The organism is Pseudoalteromonas sp. ATL1 (assembly GCF_058933015.1).
Genome location: NZ_JBZYXL010000001.1, coordinates 3,439,901 through 3,461,471, shown reverse-complemented (window position 1 = coordinate 3,461,471; position 21,571 = coordinate 3,439,901). Strand labels below are relative to the sequence as shown.

The following is a 21,571-nucleotide window of genomic DNA, read 5'->3' as shown; positions in this document are numbered from 1 at the left end:
TGAGTTTTGACTGAGCCAGAGAGTTTTATATTGATAGCGCCATTTCGGTGTTACTGATTAAAAACTCCATGGCTTGGGGCGCGGGGAGTGGTTTTGAAACCATAAAACCTTGGCCAAATTGACACCCTTTTCGCTTTAACAGTGCCCATTGTTTTGGGTTTTCGATGCCCTCTGCAACCACTTTTAGGTCAAGCGAGTGGGCTAATGACAAAATGGTGTCTATAAGAGGGTTTTCTTTGTTCGTCAGTTGGTCAACAAAGCTCTTATCAAGCTTCAATACATGGATGGGTAGTTGGTGCAGGTAGCCAAGTGCTGAATAGCCTGTACCAAAGTCATCTAAATAGAGTTTGACGCCAAGAGGTTCTAATCCTTTGATTATCTTAGTTGCTAGTTTGAGATTCTCAATCAGACCAGACTCTGTTATTTCAATACACAGCGCGCCATTGGGCAGTTGAAAATCAATATATAGCTGCTGCATGTAAGTCACAAAGTCGAGGCTAGCAAAATGGCGAGATGACACATTAACGGTTATTTTTGTCATCGGGTAGCCTGCTTGTCTCCAAATTTGTAATTGTTTTGCGGCCAAGCGTAACAAATACAAATCAAGCTCTATAATTTGCCCTGTTTGTTCTGCGATGGGAATAAACTCATTGGGTGGCACAAGGCCATTTTTAGGATGATGCCATCTTACAAGGGCCTCAAAACTGACTATGTGTGGATCACTTAATGAGAAGATAGGCTGAAAAAAGAGCTCAAATTCATCATTTTTAATGCCATGTTGTAGATCGTTTTCAATATCTGCTCGTTGTTTTAGTTTACGGCGCATGGCGTTATTGAAATAGCAAACTTGTCCTCGGCCACGAGATTTGGCTTCATACATGGCAGCGTCAGCTTGCTGCAAAAGGGTGATCGCGTTATCAGTCGCGTTATCGGTAAAGGCCACGCCTATACTACTTGATGCCTGCAATACATGACCATCTATATGTAGAGGCTTAGAAATTGCCTCGTTAATTCGCTCAAGTGCGAGCGCAACTTGCTCTTTATCTTTGACATTTTCGATGAAAATTGCGAACTCATCGCCGCCTAAACGAGCGAATGTATCTGTGCGTCGAATACAGTCGTTGATTAAGTTAACGATGGCAATTAAAAACTTGTCTCCAACATCGTGTCCTAGCGCATCATTGATACTCTTAAAGCGGTCAAAATCGAGGTAAAGCAAGCAATGTTGTGTGTCATCTTCTGTGCGCTCCAACGTTAAAATAGCGTGTTTGATGCGCTCTAATAGTAAATAGCGGTTAGCTAATCCCGTTAACTCATCGTGTAGGGCTCGGTGTTCCAGTGCTTGGCGTGAAAGCTGTCTATCGATGGCCATGCTCACTTGTCTACTGATGTAGGTTAAAATCGACAAGTGCTGATAATTAAAGGCGCGGTCTTGGGTGTAGCTTTGGATCACGATGACCCCTTGGAACTGGTCGTTGACGGCAAAAGGCACCCCTAACCAGGATTTGGGTGAACGTCCAACCATTTGGAAATGACCAAGTTCAATATGATGTTCGAACTCTCTACTATTACATAGCAGAGGTTTGCCTGAAGTCAGCGTAAAGTATGATGCGGTATGCTTGATCTGTGCTTTGGTAACACGCTGATGAGCATTGCATTTTACTTTGCCCTCAATCAAGTAATCAATTTCAAGAATATCACTGTATCTATCATATAAACCGATAAAAAAGTTTTCAGCGGGTAATTGGCTGTTGATGATCTGGTAAAGTTCGTCGTAAAAAGCTTCGAGGTCGAGTGAGCGATAAGTGATATTGGCTATTTTTAACAGGCATTGTTCAAGTTGTTGCGCTTTATTTAGTTGCTCAACCGTAGTTGTTAAACTATTAAGCGTGCGCACTTGGTTTATTTTGGCACTGAGTAAGTGGGCAACGGTTGAAAGTATCTGCAAATGGGCGCTTGTAAAGTAATCTCTTTGTGGGTGCTCACAATCGATCACGCCGATTAATTTGTTTTCGTAAACTAAAGGCACGCATAATTCAGAAAGCGCAGGGCGGCTGTCTGCAATATACATAGGTTCAACCGACACATCACCTGACACAAATGCTTGTTGTGTTCTGGCGACATGCCCAGTGATCCCTTGTTCAATCGGAATTTTAGTTTGTGCAACTTTATAATCACTGCTCTGCTGGGCAACCCCCATACTGGCGACGATTTCTAAAAAATTTGTTTGTTCATCAGCAAGATAAATAACACAGTCGACAAATCCAAGGCGACTTACAACTTGTGCGGTAACATAATCAAATAATTCATCTAGTTGGGTTATTTGTAATAAAGAAGATGAAAATTGATTAATGATGCTAAGCTGCTCGGTTTTTGATTCTAGTTTGTTATTGGGAAGCATTCACATCACTCTTAAAAACGACTATCGACAATTTAACGTACTTATAAATGAAACGACACATTATTGTGCAAAAAAAGCATTAAATTAACGAAAGTTGGATTTTTCAGCGCTGAACAGGCGTAAAAACTTTACTCTGAATAGCGAACTGCCTATGATCGGGCAAATTCAGCCGAGGAAAATAGCAATGACAAGTACCGTAAACACCCTCACTATCACTCGCCCTGATGATTGGCATGTGCACTTACGTGATGGCGCTACGCTTAAAGACACCGTTCGAGATATTAGCCGCTATATGGGACGCGCTATTATCATGCCCAACCTAGTTCCACCAGCGACTTGTACTGAAACGGCTCTTTCGTACAGAGACCGTATCCTAGCGGCACAGCCACAGGGCAACTTTGAACCTTTAATGGTGCTGTATCTTACTGACAACACCACGCCCGAAGAAATCAAAAAAGCCAAGGCAAGTGGCCACATTGTTGCAGCTAAGCTATACCCCGCTGGTGCGACAACCAATTCTGACTCGGGTGTAACCGATATTGAAAATATCTTCCCTGTCTTAGCTGCAATGGAAGAAGTGGGTATGTTACTGCTTGTTCACGGTGAAGTGACAGATTCGGCAATTGATATTTTTGACAGAGAAAAAGTCTTCATTGAAACCAAGCTGGCTAAGATCGTTGATGCATTTCCTAACTTAAAAGTCGTGCTTGAACATATTACGACAAAAGATGCGGTTGAATTTGTCAAACAGGCATCAGCCAACGTGGCAGCAACCATTACTGCGCATCATCTACTATATAATAGAAATCATATGCTAGCGGGTGGTATACGTCCTCACTACTATTGTTTACCTATCTTAAAGCGCAATATTCATCAACAAGCGTTAGTTGAGGCTGCAACTAGCGGCAGCAAAAAGTTTTTCTTAGGTACTGATTCCGCACCGCATGCGAAAGATAAAAAAGAAGCGGCATGTGGCTGTGCTGGGGCGTATACAGCCCATGCGGCTTTAGAATTATACGCTGAAGCTTTTGAAGAAGCGGGCGCTTTAGATAAGCTTGAAGGGTTTGCAAGTCACTTTGGCCCAGACTTTTACGGTTTACCCCGAAATACGGATACGGTGACGTTGCAAAAATCGGCCTGGGTTGTGCCAGAGAGCTATCCATTAGGTGACAGTCAAGTGGTACCAATTAAGGCTGGTGCAGAAATTGACTGGAAAGTCATATAGTTAAGCACTAAACTTTAGATAATAAAGCGCCTTATTTGGGCGCTTTTTTATTTTTGAAACATGATTTTATTATTAAATTTGCGCACAGTTTGTACCGTACTCCATTTTATATGTTAGGCTAAAAAGGCTTTGAGTTTTTGCTGTTCTATGGATGTAAGAGTTGCGGTAAGGAAATATGGTTAACTGAGCGATATCGTGAAGTTGGCCCTCGTATGGTATTTTTTGCTGTATTTATTATTCCGACATGTTGCGGCGCAAGCTCAGGGAGGAAGCCGTTAAGGCGAGTGTTAAATTGATCTGACTTACAGGAATAATAGGTATGTCTAATTCTAAAACAGGTAAAGTAAAGTTTTTCAACGAATCAAAAGGCTTTGGCTTTATTGAACAAGAAAATGGCCCAGATGTGTTTGTACATTTTAGCGCTATTTCAGGTGAAGGTTTCCGTACCTTAACCGACGGTCAAGCTGTATCGTTCGAGGTTAAGCAAGGTAAAAAAGGCCCTGAAGCTGAAAACGTAGTGGCTATTTAACTATCATATTTGCCTGAGGAGTAACGCCCGTTGCTCCTATTTTAATCATTCACTTCACTTTATACCCTGAAATTTTCTAATATTATTTGATTTACCAAGTTTATATGTAAAAATATAGTAATCGGAATATATAAACTAAATTCTTTTTATATCTGATAGGATATACCTGATTTGGGTATTTTAACTCTAATAATTTAAGAGAATTATCAATGCGTGAAATTAAATCTTTTATCAAATCTGCGAGTTTTAGTGAACTAGAAAAAGCTGCTGAGTTAATTAATGAAGCTCTTGACTCTCAGCGTGAACAGCAGCAAGTAAAAGAGGAAGTATTGGCACTGATCAAGGAAAAAGGTTTAACACTTGAAGATCTTGTTGGCGGCGCTCAGGTTGATAAACGCGCTAAAGTAAAGCCAAAGTATAGAATTGAAAAAGATGGTGAAGTATTTGAGTGGACTGGCCGTGGTAAAACGCCTAAAGCGTTTGTCGGTGTGAACTTGGATGATTATACCATTTAAAGATTCAATGTAGTTTTAAACTCTATGTAAGGCCCTATATGGGCCTTTAATCGTTTTAATCTGTATAATATTGTCATTTCTGTATTAGAGTGAGTATTTTTGTATCTATACACTCCGTTCTTATCAGCAAGAAGCTGTACATAATACCATCACACATTTCAAAGCGAGTAATGATCCTGCTGTCATTGTCTTACCTACCGGTGCGGGTAAGAGTTTGGTGATTGCTGAGCTTGCGCGTTTGGCAAAACATAAAATCTTAGTGCTAGCACATGTGAAAGAGCTTGTTGAGCAAAATGCACAAAAGTATGAAAGCTTTGGTTTGAGCGCAAGTATATTTTCAGCGGGATTAAAGCAGAAATCGCTGTCACAGCAGGTTACTTTTGCCAGTGTTCAATCGGTTGTAAGAAACTTAGATAAATTAAATAGCTTTTATTCACTTGTTATTATTGATGAGTGTCATCGCGTCGATGGTGATGAAAACAGTCAATACGGCAAGATCATTAGTAAGCTAAAGCAGCATAATCCTGCCTTAAAAGTATTAGGCTTAACGGCAACCCCATATCGATTAGGTATGGGGTGGATATATCGTTACCATTATCATGGCTTTGCCAGAGGCACGAATAATAGTCCTTTCAAGCGCTGTATTTATGAATTGCCCTTACGATATATGATAAAAAATGGCTATTTAACCGCGCCAAAAGAAGTTGACCCAGCAGTCAGTAATTATGACTTTTCAGCGTTAAAAACGGATGGCTTTGGTGGTTATTCTGAAACAGATATGAATAAGTTACTGTCTGCACAAACTCGAGCAACGAAAAGCATTGTGTCTCATATTATTTCGCAAAGTGAAAATCGACTAGGCGTTATGATATTTGCAGCGACAGTACTACATGCCAAAGAAATTTATAATTATTTATCAAATGATAATGCAGCATTAATTACTGGTGAAACAAAAGCAAATGTTCGTGATGATATAATTAATGAATTTAAACAAAAAAATATCAAATATTTGGTGAATGTATCTGTTCTAACAACAGGTTTTGACGCCCCACATGTTGATTTTATAGCAATTTTACGACCGACTGAATCGGTGAGTTTATACCAACAAATTGTAGGTAGAGGACTTCGTTTGAGCGAAAACAAATCAGATTGTTTAGTGATTGACTACGCAGGGAATGATTTTGATATATTTTCGCCCGAAGTGGGAAGTAAAAAGCCAAATAGTGATAGTGAGCCAGTGCAAGTTATGTGTCCCGGCTGTGGGTTTGCGAATATCTTTTGGGGCAAAACCAATGAGCAAGGTCAGGTCATCGAACATTATGGACGGCGTTGTCAAGGGTTGCTGGGGGACGTACCCGAGCAGCAGCAATGCGACTATCGTTTCCGCTTTAAAGAATGTGATGTCTGTGGCGCAGAAAATGATATAGCGGCTAGGCAGTGTGCCCAGTGCCGAGCTGTGATGGCTGATCCTGATGATAAATTGCGTGCAGCATTAAACTTAAAAAATGCCATGGTGTTACGTTGTAGCGGCATGAGTGCAGAGCTTCTTAAAAATGCCTTAATCAAAGTGACTTACTATGATGAAGACGGTGCGAGCTGTTCGGAGGTATATGACTTTGCCAATGCAAAGAGTCGATTTGTATTTAATCGCGATTTTGCGAAAAGGCTAAAGGGAAGAGAAAAGAAGGTTGAGTGGCAAACTGCCGAACAAGTCTGTTCATTGGCACATGACCTATTGGCTCCGGATTTCGTGATTGCGAAGCAACACAAGCAATATGGTTGGCAGGTACATGAAAAAATATTTGATTATGAAGGGCAGTACCGGGTGGCGGATAAATCCTAGAGCCCATGGGGCTCTAGCAATCTTGGCGTTATTCTTGCGCCATAATTCCCCAACCATCACCGTAACCTTCATGGCCATTGGCAATGCTTTCTAAATACTGTTCAGTTTGACTTAACAATTGGTGTTCAGGCACCATTTTGATAGATGTGACAACTTCCCAAACGCCAGTATCTTTACATTGTTGCAGTTCAGTTTCAGGAGCAAGTTCATCCTCGCCAATCGCTTTGATAAAAGACTCAGCCTGTGGCTTTTGCTCAAATAAAATAAAAAAGTCAACGGTATGGAATTGGGTAAGATCAATGCCTGCCTCAGCCATTTCGGCTAGTAGCTGGCCATTATCATCATCAGGGAAGTGCATAATTTGGTCCAAATAACTCAATTGTCGCTATTGTCGGTTATTCAGCGTCAAATAAAAAGAGGTTAGCACTAAATTTAGTACTCGATTGCACATTGATTGTTCATAGGGCGTTATGGTGGCCTGTGATATGCTATTTCGCAATTTCAACAAAAGGAAACTATTTGGGTGTTTAAGCCATTTCTTTTTTTATGGGTGTTGTTGGTGACCTTCCCCGTTTCTCAAGTTCAAGCGCAATCGCAGTGGCAACTTGAGCATATCAACATTTTAGGTATCGACAGTGGATTAAAAGCGAATGCTGAAGGCACCTTACTCGCCTACACAGGGCAAGCATTTGATGAGCAACTGCAAACGCAAATAGAAAAAGACTTACAACAGGCTTTACAAGCGCTTGGTTATTACCACAGTCATGTTTCTTTTGAGGTCAAACCGAAAAACAATACGCTGGTGATTCATGTCGTACCGGGTGAGCCATTGCAGTGGCAAAATATTTCGTTGAAATTAAATGGGCCTGCCGAGGCGGATGCTCAACTTGCAAAAATGACCAGTGAGTTACCAATCAAAGTGGGTGATACGCTCAATCATGCAAATTACAGTCAAGCTAAAGCCAGTGTTGAAGGGTTATTACTAGAACGAGGTTACTTCGACTTTAAATGGCTGCGCAGCGAACTGAGAGTAAACAAGTCTGAACGTATCGCTCAGGTGGTTTGGCATATTGACAGTGGTGAGCGCTATCGTTTTGGGGTGATAACGGTAAACGACAGTACGCACGCTGAAAAGTACATTCGTTCTTTAGCAACCTTCAAAGTGGGCGAACCATATGACAGTGACGTGTTGTCGCAATACACCTTGTCTTTAAATAACACGCCTTATTTTTTATCCGCTAAAGTTTTTCCACAGTTAAAAGAGCGCTCAAATGGCATCTTGCCAATTAAAGTTGAAGCCATAGACAAACCGGCGAACAGCTATGAAGTGGGTGGTGGTTACAGCACAGATCTGGGCGCAAAGGCTCGCTTAAAGTGGGCTAAACCTTGGTTAACGGAAGACGGTCATTTTGTTGAAAGCAATTTGTCTTTGTCTGAGCGCCGACAAGATATTATGGCAAGCTACACCATTCCGGTATCCGATCCCAACAATGATATATGGCGTATGCTTGGGGGCTATCAAATAAACGATGACCTGCAAGAAGGTATCAAGAGTAAAATTTGGAATGTGCAAGTACAACGCCAGTGGTTGACGAGTGACAATTGGGTACGTACGGCTTTTTTGAAGCGAGAGCATGAAACAACTGAGCAAGATGGTGATTTGTTTAAGTCGGAAATGCTGCTCCCAGGCATTAGCTTCGCGAAGAAACAAAGTAAGGGGGGAACCACGCCTTATTGGGCAAATGAGCGTTTAATTTCAGTGGAAGCGGCCAGTGATTCCTTAATCTCATCAACATCGCTACTTAAAGCGCGATGGAATAATGCTTGGTTACGCAATTACGACGAGAAACACTATGTGATCAGTCGGATTAACCTAGGCGCCATCGTTGTTGATGATATTGAAAGTGTGCCTTTTAACATGCGATTTTTTGCGGGTGGTGACCAAAGTATCCGAGGTTTTTCATATCGTTCAATTGGTCCAAAAGAAGGTGATAAAGAAGTGGGGGGGAAGTATTTAGTGACAGGCTCTGTTGAATACAATTATCAATTTTCCCCCAAGTGGCGCGCCGCCGTATTTGTTGATGGTGGCACCGCAACCAATGATTTTTCCCAGAAGTGGTCAGTGGGTGCGGGTTTTGGTTTTCGCTATATCACGCCGGTAGGCCCGATCCGGTTAGACCACGCATGGGGCTTAAGTAAAGAGAGTAAAAGCACAAGGTTAAGTATTGTCATAGGACCTGAGATTTAATGACGATTTTCAATATACGCAATTTTAAAAAGTGCTTAGCTGGGGCTGGTGTATTTGTTGTTGTGCTGTTTTGCTTGTTAGCAACGGCACCGGGTCATCAATTATTAATTCGTACTGCGCACTTTTGGGTAACAGGCTTATCAATTCAGTTGGAAAAAGGACGTTTGCTTTCAGGTGCGCCAATGGATATTCACTATGAAACTGAGCACTTGACGTTTCAAGCCGAGCGATTAGCCGTATCGCTAGAGTGGTTTACATGTTCAACCCTGTGTTTTGACATTTCAGCACAAGCCCTGAAATTAGCAATAAATGACAATCGTTCAGCCCAAACAACAAGCCAAGCGCTCAGCGACACAGAAATTGAAACTGAAGAGGGAATGATTGAAGCGCCGCTTAATATCGGTATCAAGGCTTTGCTTATCAACGACGCCAATTTGATATTACCTCAGCAGCAAATCGCGATAAAAAAATTGCGCGCAGCCGCTGATTGGCAAGATCAAGAGGTACAAATAGCGCACCTAACAATACGAGATGTTGCAGTAGTACAAATGGCGAGTGACGGTAATCCTCCGACAGCGATTCCTGCTGAGTTGTCGGCTATCGACATGACAATCGCGCCTTTACCGCTCACGCTTCGCTTGGATAAGTTGCAAGTCGCTCGGTTTGGTTTCGAGCAAGAAGGCAATACTACTCAAGTTAATGATATTGCGTTGCAAGCGGTTGCGTCTGGAAAAGATTTGCAATGGAGCGGGCTAAGCGCTAGGTACGAGCAAGCGAGTTTGAACGCATATGGTTCATTGGATTGGTCTAAGGCATTGCGTGTTAACGCCAAGAATGAGCTGAACACCGCTACGGAGCGCGTCACATTGGATGTATCAGGTACGTTGTCTGATTTGACTATTCAGGCAAATAACCAAGGAAAGTACGCAGCAAATATTCAAGCTCAGATTGACTTTACTCAGACCAATTGGCCGTTTGAGCTTTCAATGAACACGATGAACTGGCCCTTGCATGGCTTGATTAAAGCACCTTTAGAGAAGCTAACGTTAAATACGGCCACGTTACAAGCGACAGGTAACGCAAATAACTACGCACTGAATATCAAACTTGATGGTACTACGAGCAACACCAAGAACTTCGACATCAGCGCACAGGTTGTTGGTGGTTTAACGCAAGCGCGATTACAAGAAGGTCACTTGCAATGGGATCAAACCGACTCCACTTTGCAAGCATGCTTAGACTGGCAAAATACCCTCTCAGGAGAAATAAAAGCCGATATAGCCCCTTTACCACTGAGCGAATTTATTTCGGATCTTGCCAACACCACGCTTTCGGCACAGTTGCACACCCGTTTTGAGTTAAATAATCAAGATTGGCAATTTCAGGTGGACGGCTTGTCTGTCAAAGGTGCTTTGTTTAACAAGCTATTTTACGCAGATGCTAACTTGACGCTCGACCAAGATTTACAAGGGCAACTCAATACATTGCAAGTGCAATATGGAGATAGTCATCTTGGGCTTAAGGGCGAATTAAACCAGCAATTGGCACTAACAGGTACGATGGAGATACATCATCAGAAAGACCCATTATTTGCCGCTGATCTGGACCTATCATCAACGCTTGAGATCACAGGTTCCCATAAAAGTCCAAATGTGCTGTTCCAAGGAGAATTAACGCGGTTTATCAGTGAGCAATTGTCGGTTGGTGGTGTCGTGTTCAATGTGAACACAGACAGCGCCAAGAATTGGCAAGCAAACGCGTCAATTCAGGCACACATGGTGCGCACGCAAGGGCTGACGCTCGACGCGGTTAACTTTGCGTTGCAAGGAGATTTGGCAAAGCACCAGTTTGAGCTGAATACTCAAGGCGACGTTAATGCTTCGATAGGCGTAAGCGGTGGTCTGCTCAATACTCAGTGGCTTGGCAAACTCAATACCGCGACAGCCAGCTACAAGAACCAAGAGCTGGTATTGCAAAAAGCAAGTGACCTCAAATTCTCACCTGAAAATATGACGTTGGCAGAGCAGTGTTGGCGCGTCTCACACAGTGAGATGTGCTTTGCCGTTGAGCATGATCTGCTGTCGAGCAAAGGGTCTAGTAAAGTGACCATCAAACAGCTCGTGCTCAATGATTTAAACGCTTGGTTTGAACAGATATTGCAATTGGACGGGTTGGCGCATGGTGATGCGATACTTGCTTGGCGAGATGGCAAGCTAAGTCAGGCCGATGGTAAGTTGCAGATGCAGCAAGTAAAAGTGCATACACGTCATGACGATCAATTACACACATTACCCATTGAAGCGCTGTCGACACAAATGAACAGCGATAACCAACAAGCACAAGTACAGTGGCAAATGAACTCGTCAATTTTGGGACGACTTGATGGCCAATTTCAATTTCCTTTGAATGATGAAATCGGTTTTCAGCGTAAAGCAGATCTTAATATTACGCATATGTCGCTGTCTCCATTAGCGCCTATTCTAAGCAAGAGTTTCAAACAACCCGTTAAACTCGATGGTGATGTGAGTGGTAAGCTATCTCTTATGGGATCGCTTGAGCATCCGCAACTCAGTGGTAATATTGATGTCGATGAAATCAATCTTACGAGTCAACTATCACCCATTTCGTTACAAAATTCATCTTTGCAAATAACACTCAATGGCCAGAGCGCTTCGTTGCAAGGGGAACTTCAAGCACAACAGGGTGGGAAGTTATCTTTAGATGGCAGCGTTGATTGGCAAAGTGATTTGAGCGCACGTATTGACGCTCTAGGAGACGATTTTTTCATTACACCACAAGCCGGTGTGGAACTCACTCTCTCACCCGATCTGCATTTCGAGTTTATACAAAATAAGGCGGCGTTAACTGGTAAGGTTACTGTGCCTTATGGTCGAATTGAGATAGAAGAACTTCCTGCAAATGTTGTACAAGTCTCGGATGACCAAATTATTGTTGATGAGCAAATTTCGCGAGAAACACACTCTTCCGTGCCTTACAGTATTGACATTGATGTACAAGTTGGAGACGACTTTAGGGTAAAAACGTTTGGCCTTGATAGTTATATTGCAGGTCAACTTGATATCAGTAAGTACCCCGCCAGCCCATTGTTGGCCAGCGGTGAATTATTGTTACGAGAAGGACGCTACCGAGCTTTTGGCCAAGACCTACTTATCAAAACAGGGCAAATTGGTTTTAATGGCGCCTTGGACAAGCCGTATCTAAATGTGCGCGCTATTCGTAATCCTGAAGTAACGGCGGATGGTGTGGAAGCTGGCATAGAATTAAGTGGCAGTATCGGCGCACCGAAGTTTGCGATTTATTCAGTACCCGTCATGGATCAATCGCAATCGTTGGCTTATTTACTTAATGGAGAGCCTTTAGGTGAAGGGGAGAGTTCGAATAATGCGATTCTCACGCAACTATTGCTCTCAAAAGGCCTAGATCGCAGTGAAGGATTGGTGTCTAAAACGGGCGAAAAGCTTGGCTTTAACGATGTAACGTTGGGTGCTCGAGGTAGTGGAGATACCACCAAAGTTGAGGTGTCGGGGTATTTGACACCCAGTGTACAGGTGAGTTATCGAGTGGGGGTGTTTGATTCACTGAGTGAAATAGCTGTTCGATATCGCGTTTTTTCCAAGCTTTACATTGAAGCAACCAGTGGTTTGTACGACAGTATTGATTTACTGTACAAATTTGATTGGGATCCTGAAAAGCAGTAGTACATTAAACAGAACGAAAAGAAGGAACAACGAATGAAATCTCGTAGACTTATGCTTGTTTGCGCACTATCCGTGTGCGTTAGCAATGTACTTGCACAGCCAATTAAAGCGCCACAGGAAGTGATTGAGCAAGCGCCTGATACGGCGTGGCGAATGGTGGATACAAACAACGTATTAAAAATACAGCTGCCAACTGGGGCAACCTATGTTGAACTGAACCCATTGTTGGCGCCACGACAAGTCAATAACATCAAGCTTCTAGCGCGTTCTAAATTTTATGACGGTTTGAGCATGTATCGCTTTGTGGAAAATTTTGTCGCCCAAGGGGGAGATGAAAGTGGTAAAAAAGTGATCAAGTATGGTAAACGCCACATAAAGCCGGAGCTGATATTAAAAAGTGATACACCCATTAATATTACTGTAGTCGATACAAACGATGGCTACGCACCGCGTACTGGTTTTCTGAATGGCTTTGCCGTTGCACAAAATGCGGAAGGTACGCAAACCTGGCAGGTGCACTGTACGGGGGCGGTCGGTATGTCGCGCGAAGATGGCCTGGATACTGGCGGTACCGATTTTTACATTACACTGACACCACAACGCTATCTTGATAAAAATACCACAGTATTTGGGCGCGTGTTGTCTGGCATGGAACATGTGCAAAGGTTGCAGCGACAGGCAAGTGAAGAGACACCTTATAACCTGATCAGTTCTGTGCGCGTGCTTGCAGACATCTCTGAGCAAGATAAAACTCGGTTTAAGGTGTTAGATACTGCGCATTCTTCTTTTAAAGCCCTTGTGGCGTCACGAAAAAACCGGCCTGAGCCTTGGTTTGTTGCAACGCCAAACTATGTAGATGTATGCGCTTTGCCTGTGCCCGTACGTTACTGACGGTTCGTTCTGATCTGGTATGGAGTGTGATTTTGGTGGCTTGAGCGATAAGGGTTAATGTCTAAGCCACCTCGTCGGGTATATCGTGCGTAAACTTCTAGTTGCTCAAAACCAAACGTGTTCATCAGCTCGCAATAGATGCGCTCGACACACTGCTCATGAAACTCGTTGTGACTACGAAATGAGATCAAGTAGCGCAATAGCGACTCATGGCATATGGGTTTGCCTGTGTATGAAATAACAATGCTAGCCCAGTCAGGTTGAGAAGTGATCAAGCAATTTGATTTCAATAAGTGGCTGTGTAACACCTCAGAAACGACAGCGTGTTCATCGGTACTTTTTAAAATATTGGCTTCAGGGCTATACACATCAACTTCTATATCCAGATCATCGATACATTCACCTGGCATTGCTGTAAACGGGATACAAGCGTGTTCATCGGCAGCGAAGAGTGTGACAAACACATTGGTATTTGCAGCTGCAGAAAGATCCCTTGCCAGAGTCTGTTGGACGACTTCTTTGCTGACGAACTTACTCTGATTGAAGCTGTTTAAGTACAATTTAAAAGATTTTGACTCGATGATGTGTGCGCTTTGGCAAGGAAAAACAAATGTTGCCACTGCAACCTGTGGTTTACCTTTTTCATTTAGCCAAGATAATTCATAACCTGTCCAAGTGTCTTCGCCTTTAAATGGGAGCGCTTTTTCGTCAACTGCAATTTGATCACGGTTGAGTTTACGGGCAATTGGGTGCAGTAAAGTTGCGTCGTACTCAGATGCGTATTTTGTGGACTTACCTAAAACGGACGCTTTTAATTCCGGGGCATTTGTATAATCTGTCATGTTTCACCAATTGTGGTTACAATGACGACATTATAACGGATCAGATAGCAGTTGACAGTATGGCACTAGACCAGATTTTATCGCAATTACACGCAGATTATGCGACTAACTATCAACAACAACATAGTACTTTGCCATGCATGTATTATGACGCTCAGTGGCCAAGCCCGTGTGAAGTGGGGGAGCCAATCAATGACGAACATATCCAATGGCAAGCTGTTGCTCAGCCTGCGGACAATCACTTACAAACTCTAGCAAAAGCGTTGGAATGTCAATTTTCTCAAGAGCTTGATAGTTATTACAGCAGTTTTTTTGCGGGCAATATTGTGGGCAATATAGATGGTCACCGAATTGAGTTGCTGCAAGCTTGGAATCAGGAAGACTATGAACGGTTGCAGCAAAACATAACCGGCCATGTGTTGATGAAGCGCAAATTAAAACAATCAGAAACCATATTTATTGGATTGACCGAGCAAGATGATTTGTTGATAACGGTTGAACTCGATTCTGGTAATGTGTGTTTAGAGTATGTAGGTAAGCCTGTTCACCATATATTGGCGACGAGTTTGCCTGAGTTTTTACAGAAGATCAGCGTATAACGCTGATCTTACTCTCGGGGGTTACTGAAAGTCCCAAGACATGTTCGAAACCAATTCACACTTTTCACAGCGAAAATCAAAGATACCAAACCAAGGTTCATCTAATGCCCATTCACCGTGACAACTTGGACATTTACGTTGTTTCTCGGCTTCTAAACTTTCTCCACCCACGCGATAGATATAGTAATAGACTGGTTTTTTGGTTAGATAGCGAATACGTTTTGTTAAATCCATACCACGTCTAAATAGGTCGCTCTCAATGCTTGATATTTCTTCTAACGCAGCAAACTCGCAGCGTGTTGCTCCATTTATTTGAATTTGGTCACATGCTTGCCAATCTTCTTGCCATTTAATTAAAGCTTTATAGTCGCCATTGGCAATCGCTGGGATTTTATAAAGAGGCACAGGTTGAAAGTCATCGCCGCAATAAAGCGGGCTACAGGTATGCACATACGTGGTGTATAAAATATAGCTCGACGGTGCTTCACACTGATCGGCACCATTGGCATGAATGTCTTGCCCTATCACTTTGACCTTGGGTGCCAACAAGCCTGCTTTTTGTAATTGATCAATGGCGTGTTTTACGAATGGACTGTGATTGAGTGGATGCAATGCATCTTCCAATGGACACATAACACGGGTAATAAAATAGCCGTCTTTTAATACTGTGGGGAATTCATCACCAATGATCTGGCCATTAAAGCGCAGTGCGTTAACGACTCTGTTAATTGCCACTTCGGCTATATCAAGCGTTGTGTCTTGGTAACAATCAAAGGTTAAATCAACAACGAACATGTTAATCCTTTTCTAGTAGTTGTAATAAGCGATCAAGCTTTTGCTCAATACGGTCGAGCTGACTTGTTTGTTCATTGTATTGAACAATATTTTCTTCTATCGGGGTCTGAATTATCGCTGGATCGTTTTTATAGGCACTTAGACCCGCGATCACCATAGGCATAGGAACAGGTTCACGTAAACGAGCTTTAGTTAGCGCAACGGTTGGGGTTTTGCCTTCGGCTACTAAACTCGCAATTGCTCTTTGAACTGCAGGGTGCATGCGCTTTACTCCAAACAAATAAAGCGCATATTATCATAGCTAATTTACTTAGCGTAGCATGGCATCAAGCTCATCAATGAGTTCGCACCAATCAGCATCTTCACGTAAAGATTCCTCAATAAAATGGCGTTGCCCATCATTCCAAAATGGCGCTTCGGCTAAAAGCATGTCATCCGCTAAGCGATGCTTATTAATAAACTGTGCAATGTGCTCTTTAGAATTGTCTAGCCCTAATTGCGCAAACAAATTAGCAAGGTTGTGCTTGCTGGTATCCATAAATCACTCCATTAGTTGCCTAAAAATTACACTGTAACTATAGTAGACAGAGCATTTAACAACAATTTGTCGGCCCTAATAACAACAACATAAGGGAAATTTATGCGCGTCCTAGAACAACAAAACTTAATGGTTAAATACTTATCACCAGAGGATATGAGAGTCGCTGCGAGCTTGTTATATCAGGCATATCACGATGATGATGTGATGAGAAATGTGCTTTCTGCAAAAGATGATAGTAGCTATGAAGCAAAGCTTAGAGCCTTGATCCGTGAAGAGCTTTCAAGCTTTGGCCAAGGACGTCAGCCGATGATAGGTCTATTCGAAGGTGAAAATCTATATGCGGTGGCCTGTGTTTTAGAGTCTGAAACCGAGCTGCAAGCGACGCGTTATTGGCATTGGCGTTTACGATTGATGCTCAGTGCAGGGTACCTGCAAACACAACAATTAATTGAAAAAGAAAATACCATACGAGCGGCACTTGAAGAGTATGGTCACTACTACTTTTTGGCTTTTATTGCTGTTGACCCACACGTGCAAGGTCAAGGTCTAGGTCACTATTTATTAGCTGGATTGGACGATTTGATCCTGAGCAACGAAACCGTGACTGGTATGGCCGTTTTTATTACTCAAACAGCACAAAAAGCCTTCTTTTTAGGTCATGGATATCAGGTAGTAAAGCAACTTAGCTTTGAAAAAGTGACCGGTGAGCTTTTATTCAAGCCTCGCACTGCTGACAGAATGGAAGAATGAGTGTGCGACTTTTCTTACAACGATGTAGGTAAAGGTGTTTTGTTGTGTGGTCAATTGGTATTTAATTATTGCTAATCAATTGTTTTAAATTGATTTTATTTTTATTGCAATTTTTTTTCAAATATATAATTGAGTTTATTCACTTTCTCAAATACTGCATTAGAGTAGACTTATTGTTGTCAGGAAGACAAAGGGAAGCAGGAACTCCAAGGATGTGGGGTAGTTGGCAGGATGGCCAATAGAGATGGATCGAAATAATGGAGCAAGGATTGGTTTAGGAACTCACAGGAAGTGAGAACATGCCGGGATGGTATGTACAAGGACGGCGGGACTGACACATGGTGTGTCTACAAGGAGCGCTTAGGAAGAGCGAAGCGGAGGCCAGGTTGGCAAGTGGATAGTCACATGGAGTGACAAAGGAAGAAGGCAGGGAAGGTGATCGGGTGTGACTTGGATGTATACCCGTTCAGGGGACGATGAAAAAGGTGGCGTTTCGCACCGGGCAGGGATAACCCATCATGGATGTAGTCAGAACTAGGCGCGACAAAGGTTGCGCCTTAGTTTTATCTGGCGTTCTGAACTTGACTAGCCTTGAGAAAAGACTTGCTCAAGCAATTTCAATTGACCAGTTAGCGCGTTAATTTCGCATTGAATGCCCTGTGGCAAAATTACCTGTGGATCTGTGTGTCCGAAGTCCAAATTAGCGATAATTGTTAGCTGCTCATTTAAAAACTCTTCTCTTACAACGCTTAAAATTGTCGCTTCTAATGCGAGTTGTTCATCATCACCGTAGTCTCTAGGGCGACCTATCAATAATGCGCTTAGCTTGTCGAATACGCCCATGATCCCATAATTACGAAGCCAATAGCGTACATAGTCAATGGATGGCTTTTCTTCTGAAGTTTCTAAAAACAGTATTTTACCGTACCAAAAATCAGGTTTTGGCCAATACTCGGTGCCTTTGAGCATTTCCAGTACTTCAATACAGCCGCCAAATAGTTGGCCTGTAACAGGTTCAAAACCTTGTAATGTCTGCGGTCCACGGCTTTCAATAAACGGGTTGAGCTTGCCTGTATTTACGATATCAGCCCATTCAGGATAACCGTGACTGAAATGCTTGAATGTGGGCAATAGCCTGCTCGTTGGGTTATTGAATAAAAAGTCACGAATATAATTTTGGTAGTGATCGTCGCAGTTATGTAACTGTGCAAAGCCTGCCATCACAGAGGGTCCGTTAAATGTGACAATACCCGCTTGATTTAATGTGGTTGTTAATGCGCTCGTGTCTGAGTATCCCATAAAAAACTTGGGGTTCTGAGAGATTGTTTCTAAATCCAAGTACTTTATTATACGAGCAGAATCTGAACCGCCAATGGTGGAGATGATTCCGTCAACTTCATTGTCTGCAAATGCATCATTAATATCCTGTGCCCGTCGTTTAGGGTTATGGAATAGCGCATTGGCATCCATTGTGGCACTTGGGTATTCGCGAATATTAAAGCCAAGCGCTTTTAAGTTATTGAGCCCTTGTTGATAAATGTGGGGAAAGGTAGAGGGGCCGCCCCATGAAGGAGAAACAATTGCCAGTGTACTACCTTTGCACAGAACTGGAGGCTTTTTCATAGCTAAAGATCCTTTATAAGCAACAAGTTTGTAGCGTATCTAGCAGTATCTTATTTAGCAACAAAAAGTTATGCAATTCGATGTGGGGGAATATCTGTTTTCACGAGTCGGCTATTTTCAAGATATAAAGTGCCGTGGTAAACACTTTGTCCATCAGAACTAAATTCAAAATCAAATTGGCTTTTTATACCTGGTTTACCATTTTTGAGTATACCTAAGCGGCGTTTTTGGCATGCCACACTGAGCAGTTGTACTTGCAACTTGTCAGCTTGATGTTGTGCATGATCTTTGGCTGCTTCTGCAGCCTGTCTGCTCGTCCAAAATATGGCTATTACAGTGCCGAATAAAATAAAAAGCCAAAGCGTTGCCATTTAAGAAAATAACCTTCCAATTGCGCGTGACAAATTATCACTGCGGTTTTCTGCTCGTAGAATAGCTAAGACATGTGGGCGCAAGTTTGGAATTGCAACTAAGTCAGCGAAAATACTGGAAAATAGTCCTTCGATTTGGGTGTTATGTGCAGCACAATCTAAAAATTTAAATAACCTCTGGGGATCTGAGAATGTTTCCCAGCAACGCCCAGCGAGTGTCAGTAGAATGTCTGCTTCATTACTGTAATGACTATCTAGCAGCGCATCAACAGTCTGCTCAACAAGCCCTTTTGCCTTGCTGCCAGAAAGTGCTCGAAGATGGCATATCAGCTCATCTAGTTGTTGTTTCTCAATAGCGACAGTGATTGCTTTTTGCAACTGCTCGGAAAAGCTCGTGTCGATAGCGACATGTTCTAACATGGCACTCAACGGTTGTTTTACTTCTAATGGTAGGCTGTTCCACACTTGTGTTAGATTTTGGCAATTTTGGCCATGATCTAAGCGAAATGCGAAATCCGCAATACCTTGTACCGCCATACTTTGCCAAGCGTCATTGGGTAGCTTGTTGGCAAAATAAAGTTCACAATATTCATAATATTGAGAAGCAGGTCGATTGAGTTCACATTTTAACAATGCATTAAATGCTGCGAGTTTATTCGCATTCGGTGTAAATACGTATGGGTTGTTGTCTAATTTTCCTTCAGCTTGCTCACCCGTCAGTTGAGTGCCTAATGCTTCCAACACCATACTGGCAAAGTGATCTCGACTTGCTACGATGAGCTTGCTTTGTTCATCCAATGGAAATTTTAAAAACCATACATAAGGGTCAAGAGTTGCTTGGTTATCCCAAAATTGGATGGCTAATAGGGCATGGCCGCCCAAAGGGGAAGGATAGGGTGCTTGAGTGTTTTCAATCTGAGCAAATAGCGTTTTGTCTATTTTGGTGATCCTGCGGCCAATGTCATACACTCGCCATTGTGTGCCTGCGGCACTTAAAAGTTCGCCTAATGTTGAAATTTGCGCGGTCATGTGTCACTCACTTAGTTCTTTAGAGGTGGGATTATACCTATAAATGCGTGTGGTGATAAGCTAGCTATGGGTTCACGGTAGGGGATTGGGTATAATTAGCCGAAATCCCCGATTTTGAGTAAGCATTTTGGACACTAAGTTATACGAGCATATGAGTTTGCTGTTGCGCGAGCTTGAGCATGTGCTCAAAGCATCATCACTGTGGCAAGTTGAGCCAATCGAAGAGCAATTATTAACGTCAACGCAGCCGTTTTGCTGCGATACTTTAAAGTTTGAACAATGGCTTCAGTTTGTTTTCATACCTAAGTTGGCAGAGCTTGTGACGCATCAGCTACCATTACCAACCAGCATTGCATTAGCGCCAATGGCAGAAGTGACTTTGAATACACATGCGTATTTTACTCAAATTCATACCGTGTTGATGCGCTTTGATCACAGTCTTTCGCAAGGTAAGCCATGTTAGAAATCATATATCAAGATGAAAACTACGTAGCGATTAACAAGCCATCTGGCTTGCTGGTACATCGTTCATTTTTAGATAAAAAAGAAACACAGTTTGCCATGCAAATGCTACGTGACCAGCTTGGCCAGCACGTGTTTCCTGTACATCGTTTAGATCGCCCCACTTCTGGGGTGTTGTTATTTGCGCTTAGCTCCGAAGCTGCTCGTGACATGAACCAAGTATTCATTGAAGGTGACATTGAAAAGCGTTATTTGGCCTTGGTAAGAGGGTTTGCTCCAGCGTCAGTTTTCCTTGATAAACCGCTTAAAGAGGAATTGGATAAGATAGCAGATAAATTTGCTGATCAAGATAAAGCCCCCCAAGAAGCTCAAACTCAGTTTAATTGTTTGCACCAGGCCAGTTTGCCCATTCCATTTGGTAAGTATCCAAGTATTCGTTATAGCCTAGTTGAATGTTTCCCTAAAACGGGTCGAAAACACCAGATCCGCCGACATTTAAATCATTTAAATCATCCAATTATTGGTGATGTGAATCACGGTGATAACAAGCATAATCATTTCTTTTATGAGCGCTTTGCGTTGCAACGCTTAATGTTGTTTGCGTCTTCACTTAAATTTGTTCATCCTTATACTAAACAACCAATTACCATTAAAGCTAAGCTAGGTGAACAAATGCTTACCATTTGCAAACGGCTAGGTTGGCCCAATACCGAAAAGGATTATGAATAATGGCGTCAGTATCGATTTTTGTAGGAAGCGTGTTTGGCAATGCTGAAAATTTGGCTGCCGAGATAAAACAAGCGCATGAGAAAAGCGGCCACCAAGCTAGCGTATACACTGAAGCAACGCTAGCGCAACTTATGCAAGCTGACACTGTTTTGTTTGTGTCTTCCACAACTGGGTCGGGTGACATCCCTGATAACTTACTGCCTTTGTTTTTGCAGATGCAAAGCCAGTTTCCAATGTTAACAGGCAAAAAGGTAGGCGTGATCGCACTTGGAGATAGTAGCTATGGCGAAACGTTTTGTGGTGCAGGTCGACAAATTGACACTCTGGTACAAGAATTAAATGCATCTCAGCCGCTTGAGCGTTTAGATGTGGATGCGTGTGAACATTTTGAACCATGGGAGCCCGTTCAGCCTTGGCTTGAACGCTGGATCGCTCAATTATAAAAAAAGCGCCATCAGG

At 42.6% G+C, this 21,571-nt stretch carries 21 protein-coding genes; 12 read left to right on the top strand and 9 right to left on the bottom strand.

The genetic code is table 11. The annotated features are described in order from the left end of the window. Positions 1-25: 25 nt before the first annotated feature. Positions 26-2,401 (bottom strand): bifunctional diguanylate cyclase/phosphodiesterase, encoded by a 2,376-nt coding sequence (locus tag AC5FX4_RS15220; protein WP_493607190.1) that lies wholly within the window; start codon positions 2,399-2,401, stop codon positions 26-28. Between the two features lie 184 nt (positions 2,402-2,585). Here AC5FX4_RS15220 and pyrC point away from each other — a divergent pair, with 184 nt between their 5' ends. The 4 genes from pyrC to radD all read left to right on the top strand — a co-directional run bounded on the left by pyrC (position 2,586) and on the right by radD (position 6,513). Beyond that, positions 2,586-3,626 (top strand): dihydroorotase, encoded by a 1,041-nt coding sequence (pyrC, locus tag AC5FX4_RS15215; RefSeq protein WP_493607189.1) that lies wholly within the window; start codon positions 2,586-2,588, stop codon positions 3,624-3,626. A 319-nt stretch (positions 3,627-3,945) separates the two neighbouring features. Next, the gene (locus AC5FX4_RS15210) at positions 3,946-4,155 is read left to right on the top strand and encodes a cold-shock protein (RefSeq protein WP_493607188.1); all 210 of its coding nucleotides are present in this window, start codon (positions 3,946-3,948) and stop codon (positions 4,153-4,155) included. Between the two features lie 209 nt (positions 4,156-4,364). After that, the gene (locus tag AC5FX4_RS15205; RefSeq protein ID WP_493607187.1) at positions 4,365-4,670 is read left to right on the top strand and encodes an H-NS histone family protein; all 306 of its coding nucleotides are present in this window, start codon (positions 4,365-4,367) and stop codon (positions 4,668-4,670) included. Positions 4,671-4,773: 103 nt separating this feature from the next. Next, positions 4,774-6,513, top strand: a complete 1,740-nt coding sequence (gene radD / locus AC5FX4_RS15200; protein WP_493607833.1) for a DNA repair helicase RadD — start codon at positions 4,774-4,776, stop codon at positions 6,511-6,513. Positions 6,514-6,541: 28 nt separating this feature from the next. Here radD and AC5FX4_RS15195 read toward each other — a convergent pair whose 3' ends face one another. Next, positions 6,542-6,871, bottom strand: a complete 330-nt coding sequence (locus AC5FX4_RS15195) for a ribonuclease E inhibitor RraB (RefSeq protein ID WP_493607186.1) — start codon at positions 6,869-6,871, stop codon at positions 6,542-6,544. A gap of 165 nt (positions 6,872-7,036) precedes the next feature. Here AC5FX4_RS15195 and AC5FX4_RS15190 point away from each other — a divergent pair, with 165 nt between their 5' ends. The 3 genes from AC5FX4_RS15190 to AC5FX4_RS15180 are packed head-to-tail and all read left to right on the top strand — an operon-like array spanning position 7,037 to position 13,371. Then, complete coding sequence (locus AC5FX4_RS15190) at positions 7,037-8,761, top strand: autotransporter assembly complex protein TamA (RefSeq protein WP_493607185.1); 1,725 nt, start codon at positions 7,037-7,039, stop codon at positions 8,759-8,761. Further along, positions 8,761-12,480, top strand: coding sequence for an autotransporter assembly complex protein TamB (gene tamB, locus AC5FX4_RS15185; RefSeq protein ID WP_493607184.1), 3,720 nt, complete (start codon positions 8,761-8,763; stop codon positions 12,478-12,480). Before AC5FX4_RS15190 ends, tamB begins: the two co-directional genes overlap by 1 nt. Before the next feature lie 33 nt (positions 12,481-12,513). Continuing rightward, positions 12,514-13,371: a peptidylprolyl isomerase gene (locus tag AC5FX4_RS15180; RefSeq protein WP_493607183.1), complete on the top strand. Its 858-nt coding sequence runs from the start codon at positions 12,514-12,516 to the stop codon at positions 13,369-13,371. Here AC5FX4_RS15180 and queF read toward each other — a convergent pair. Next, entirely contained in the window at positions 13,365-14,213 is an 849-nt protein-coding gene (gene queF / locus AC5FX4_RS15175; protein ID WP_493607182.1) for an NADPH-dependent 7-cyano-7-deazaguanine reductase QueF, read from the bottom strand. The two genes, AC5FX4_RS15180 and queF, sit on opposite strands and share 7 nt — an antisense overlap. A 59-nt stretch (positions 14,214-14,272) precedes the next feature. On the opposite strand from queF, the gene syd reads away from it, so the two are divergent. Beyond that, complete coding sequence (gene syd / locus AC5FX4_RS15170) at positions 14,273-14,812, top strand: SecY-interacting protein (protein ID WP_493607181.1); 540 nt, start codon at positions 14,273-14,275, stop codon at positions 14,810-14,812. A 21-nt stretch (positions 14,813-14,833) separates the two neighbouring features. On the opposite strand, the gene AC5FX4_RS15165 is transcribed toward syd, so the two are convergent. From AC5FX4_RS15165 to AC5FX4_RS15155, 3 genes are read right to left on the bottom strand one after another with little or no spacing between them, the layout of a single operon-like run. Then, entirely contained in the window at positions 14,834-15,607 is a 774-nt protein-coding gene (locus tag AC5FX4_RS15165) for a Zn-ribbon-containing protein (RefSeq protein WP_493607180.1), read from the bottom strand. Position 15,608: 1 nt separating this feature from the next. Then, positions 15,609-15,869 carry a hypothetical protein gene (locus AC5FX4_RS15160; protein WP_493607179.1) on the bottom strand — a complete coding sequence of 87 codons (261 nt, stop codon included), beginning with the start codon at positions 15,867-15,869 and terminating at the stop codon, positions 15,609-15,611. A 48-nt stretch (positions 15,870-15,917) separates the two neighbouring features. Beyond that, on the bottom strand, positions 15,918-16,145 hold the full coding sequence (locus AC5FX4_RS15155) for a DUF2789 domain-containing protein (RefSeq protein WP_493607178.1): 228 nt from the start codon (positions 16,143-16,145) through the stop codon (positions 15,918-15,920). Between the two features lie 102 nt (positions 16,146-16,247). On the opposite strand from AC5FX4_RS15155, the gene AC5FX4_RS15150 reads away from it, so the two are divergent. Beyond that, complete coding sequence (locus AC5FX4_RS15150; RefSeq protein WP_493607177.1) at positions 16,248-16,898, top strand: GNAT family N-acetyltransferase; 651 nt, start codon at positions 16,248-16,250, stop codon at positions 16,896-16,898. A 585-nt stretch (positions 16,899-17,483) separates the two neighbouring features. Here the strand turns inward: AC5FX4_RS15150 and AC5FX4_RS15145 are convergent. The 3 genes from AC5FX4_RS15145 to AC5FX4_RS15135 form a co-directional block, all read right to left on the bottom strand. Next, positions 17,484-18,521: a S66 family peptidase gene (locus tag AC5FX4_RS15145; protein ID WP_493607176.1), complete on the bottom strand. Its 1,038-nt coding sequence runs from the start codon at positions 18,519-18,521 to the stop codon at positions 17,484-17,486. A 68-nt stretch (positions 18,522-18,589) separates the two neighbouring features. Beyond that, positions 18,590-18,892 (bottom strand): DUF3301 domain-containing protein, encoded by a 303-nt coding sequence (locus tag AC5FX4_RS15140; RefSeq protein ID WP_493607175.1) that lies wholly within the window; start codon positions 18,890-18,892, stop codon positions 18,590-18,592. After that, positions 18,893-19,921 (bottom strand): DUF3549 family protein, encoded by a 1,029-nt coding sequence (locus AC5FX4_RS15135; RefSeq protein ID WP_493607174.1) that lies wholly within the window; start codon positions 19,919-19,921, stop codon positions 18,893-18,895. A gap of 127 nt (positions 19,922-20,048) precedes the next feature. On the opposite strand from AC5FX4_RS15135, the gene AC5FX4_RS15130 reads away from it, so the two are divergent. The 3 genes from AC5FX4_RS15130 to AC5FX4_RS15120 are packed head-to-tail and all read left to right on the top strand — an operon-like array spanning position 20,049 to position 21,555. Then, on the top strand, positions 20,049-20,384 hold the full coding sequence (locus AC5FX4_RS15130; RefSeq protein WP_493607173.1) for a YqcC family protein: 336 nt from the start codon (positions 20,049-20,051) through the stop codon (positions 20,382-20,384). Beyond that, positions 20,378-21,112, top strand: coding sequence for a tRNA pseudouridine(65) synthase TruC (gene truC / locus AC5FX4_RS15125; protein WP_493607172.1), 735 nt, complete (start codon positions 20,378-20,380; stop codon positions 21,110-21,112). The genes AC5FX4_RS15130 and truC overlap by 7 nt, the downstream gene beginning before the upstream one ends. Continuing rightward, entirely contained in the window at positions 21,112-21,555 is a 444-nt protein-coding gene (locus AC5FX4_RS15120; protein WP_493607171.1) for a flavodoxin, read from the top strand. The genes truC and AC5FX4_RS15120 overlap by 1 nt, the downstream gene beginning before the upstream one ends. Positions 21,556-21,571: the final 16 nt, after the last annotated feature.